This window comes from Thermodesulfobacteriota bacterium (assembly GCA_040755095.1).
Classification (GTDB): Bacteria; Desulfobacterota; Desulfobulbia; order Desulfobulbales; family JBFMBH01; genus JBFMBH01.
In genome coordinates this window covers 1-2,960 of sequence record JBFMBH010000234.1, presented here as the reverse complement: position 1 = coordinate 2,960, position 2,960 = coordinate 1, and the positions used below count along the sequence as shown (strand labels likewise).

Annotated in this window: 2 protein-coding genes; both read right to left on the bottom strand. The window is 66.0% G+C overall.

The genetic code is table 11. From position 1 onward, the window contains the following. Window positions 1-271: 271 nt before the first annotated feature. Complete coding sequence (locus tag AB1634_19220; protein ID MEW6221644.1) at window positions 272-1,045, bottom strand: Rpn family recombination-promoting nuclease/putative transposase; 774 nt, start codon at window positions 1,043-1,045, stop codon at window positions 272-274. 83 nt (window positions 1,046-1,128) lie between these two features. Further along, window positions 1,129-2,960 (bottom strand): DEAD/DEAH box helicase (locus AB1634_19215; protein MEW6221643.1); only part of this gene is annotated, 1,832 nt, incomplete at its 5' end.

The window sequence follows — 2,960 nt, the reverse complement described above, 5'->3', positions numbered from 1 at the left end:
CAAACGAAAACGCATAAGAATAGAGAGCCTATTCTTGTATGCGACAGTTGTGACTTTTCAATTACAGCAACTGAATTCAAGCTAGATGAATTTTTTTGCCCTAAATGTGGAGGTCGCTTGACGGAAACGCTTTGAAAGTCAAGGCCGTATAAGTTAACAATGACAAGCTTCCATTGATACCGCCCGACCTGGTGCTGCCGCCGGAGCGCAAGGAGAGACCCGGCTCCAGGAACATGGCCCGGAGGGCTTGCCTTCTGGCCAGCCTCCACAGTCAATCCGCCAGAGTCTGGCGCACCAGGTCGCGGAACGCCGGCAGGGAGGCGACGGTCACCGCACGTTTCAGCAGGGCCTGCAGGGCTTCCTCGGTCGCGATCTGCTCCAGGCTGCGGATCATCGTTTCCGGGACCGCCTCGAAGCGGGCCTCCAAGACCTCGACGATACTCCGGCGAAGCGCCCTGGTCAGTCCCCGCTGAAGCCCCTGCTCCAGCCCTTGCTCCAGCCCCTGCTGCAGCCCCTGCGCAAGCCCCTGCTGGAGGCCGCGCTCCAGACCCCGCTGTTCCCAACGCTCGGCAAGTGTCGGCATATCCATCCCTCCATCGGCAAGCGCGCCATCGATGGCGGCGCGAAAGGCCTCCTCCTCCACCTGCGGCGCGGCTGCGGCCACATAGCGGAGAAGGGTTTCGACATATTGCAGTCCGGTCCGGGAGCGAGCCAGGTCGCGCAGCAGGGTGAATACCTCTGGCAGGCGCTCGCCCAGGTCGTCGGCAAAGATGTGCTTCGTGATCAGAATAAAGCTGCGGAGCAGCACCTCACCCCGGATCGCCTCATCGGGCCACCGGGCCAGATCGATGAGCTCGTAGCGGAAGGACGGTCGATAAGGCGCCAGGGCCTCCGGCAGGTCGAACAGACTTCCCAGGTCCAGGGGATGCGGCCAGGTGGGCCGGCCGTGGTAGAAGAGGATCGGGATAACCGGCGGCAGCGGCCCGGATCCGTCGATCGCCCGGTAGCGGCTCCAGATCTGGTATCCGTAGCGGATAAGATCCAAGGGCGGGCAGCCGCCGGTATGGCTGCACCGTACCAGCCATGGTTGGGCAGGTCTCTGGATCCCTACCAGCGGAGGGCCAGCGATCACCCTTCCCGGATGAGCCGCAGCAGCTCCTCGGCGGAGATCTTGCCGCTCATGTCCCCGCCATCGAGGAGGCTGTTGGCCAGGTCGCGCTTGTCCTGGTGCAGCTGGACGATCTTCTCCTCAATGGTGTGGCGGGTGATCAGGCGGTAGACGGTTACCGGCCGCTGCTGGCCGATGCGGTGGGCCCGGTCCGAGGCCTGGTCTTCCACCGCCGGGTTCCACCAGGGATCCATGTGCAGGACATAGTCGGCCGCGGTGAGGTTCAGGCCCAGGCCGCCGGCCTTGAGGCTGATGAGGAAGAGATCCCCCTCTCCGGCCTGGAAAGCGTCGATCTCCCGCCGGCGTATCGCCGCCGGGGTGCGGCCGTCGAGATAGCGGTAGCTGATCCCCATGGCGTCCAGCCGGTGCCGGATGAGGGTCAGGTGGCTGACAAACTGGCTGAAGATCAGGGCCTTGTGACGGTTCTCAACAAGCTCGGCCACCACCTGGGCAAAAAGCTCCAGCTTGGCACTGGGCAGGTCCAGGCCGCTCCTGACCAGCCGGGGATGGCAGGCCGCCAGCCGGAGGCGGGTGATCTCGGCCAGGATCTGGAACTGCCGCTCGGAGCTCGGCTCGGGGAGCTCGGCCAGCCGCTCCAGGGCCTCCTGGCGCAGGATCTCGTAGAAGGCAGCCTCCGCCGGGCTCATCTCCACCTGCAGCGCCACCTCGGTCCGGGGTGGCAGCTCGTCCAAGACCTGGGCCTTGGTCCGGCGGAGGATGAACGGCGCGATGAGCCGCTTGAGCCGTTTCCTGGCCTCCTGGTCCTGGGCCCTGGCGATGGGGATGGCGAAGCGCTCGTTGAAGCCCTGCTGCGAGCCCAAAAGGCCCGGGTTGATGAAGTTGAACAGGGTCCACAGCTCCCCCAGATGGTTCTCGATGGGCGTGCCGGTGGTGATGAGCCGGAAGCCCCCCTCCAGGCTCATGGCCGCCTGAGCCCGCTTGGTGACCACATTCTTGATGGCCTGGGCCTCATCCAGGACGATGGTGTGCCACTTCCGGCCGGCCAGGAGCTTCTTGTCCTGCTGGAGCAGGGTGTAGCTGGCCACCAGAACATCCATGGGCCCCAGGTCCTGGACCAGCTTCTCCCGCTGGGGGCCGGCGTACAGGCGGAGGTTCAGGCTCGGAGCGAAGCGGCCCACCTCGGCCGGCCAGTTCAAGCAGACGGAGGTGGGAGCCACCACCAGGGCCGGCCCCTGCGGGCCGCGCTCCAAAAGCAGGGCCAGGGCCTGCACCGTCTTGCCCAGGCCCATGTCGTCCGCCAGACAGGCCCCCATCCCCATGGCCGCCATGCGGGACAGCCAGCGGAAGCCGTCCACCTGGTAGTCGCGCAGCTCGGCCTGCAGGGTGGAGGGTGGATTCGGGCAGGAATCCTGAACGGCCCGGATCCGCTCCAGCCTTGATCGCCAGGCCTCGTCCACCTTCAGCGATCCGACTCGGGAGGTCAGCCCCTCCAGGGCAAAGCTGGCCAGGGGATGCAGCCGGATCTCCTTGCCCCGTCCCTGGGAAAGGGCCGCCAGATCATCCAACTGCCGCCGCAGCTCCCGGGTGAGGGCCAGGTACTGCCCGTCTCCCAGGGGGATGAAGCGACCTGGAGTCGCTCTCAGCAGCTCCAGCAGCTGCTTCATGCTCAGGGCCAGCTCGTCATCCACCCGCAGCTCACCGCTCACCTCGAACCAGTCCCGGTGCCCGGTGATGGCCAGGGAGAGCCGACTGAAGGACAGCCGCCGGCTGAGCCTGAGGGTCTCTCCTTCGGGCCACTCCACCACCACCCGGCCCTGCTCCTGTTCCTCCC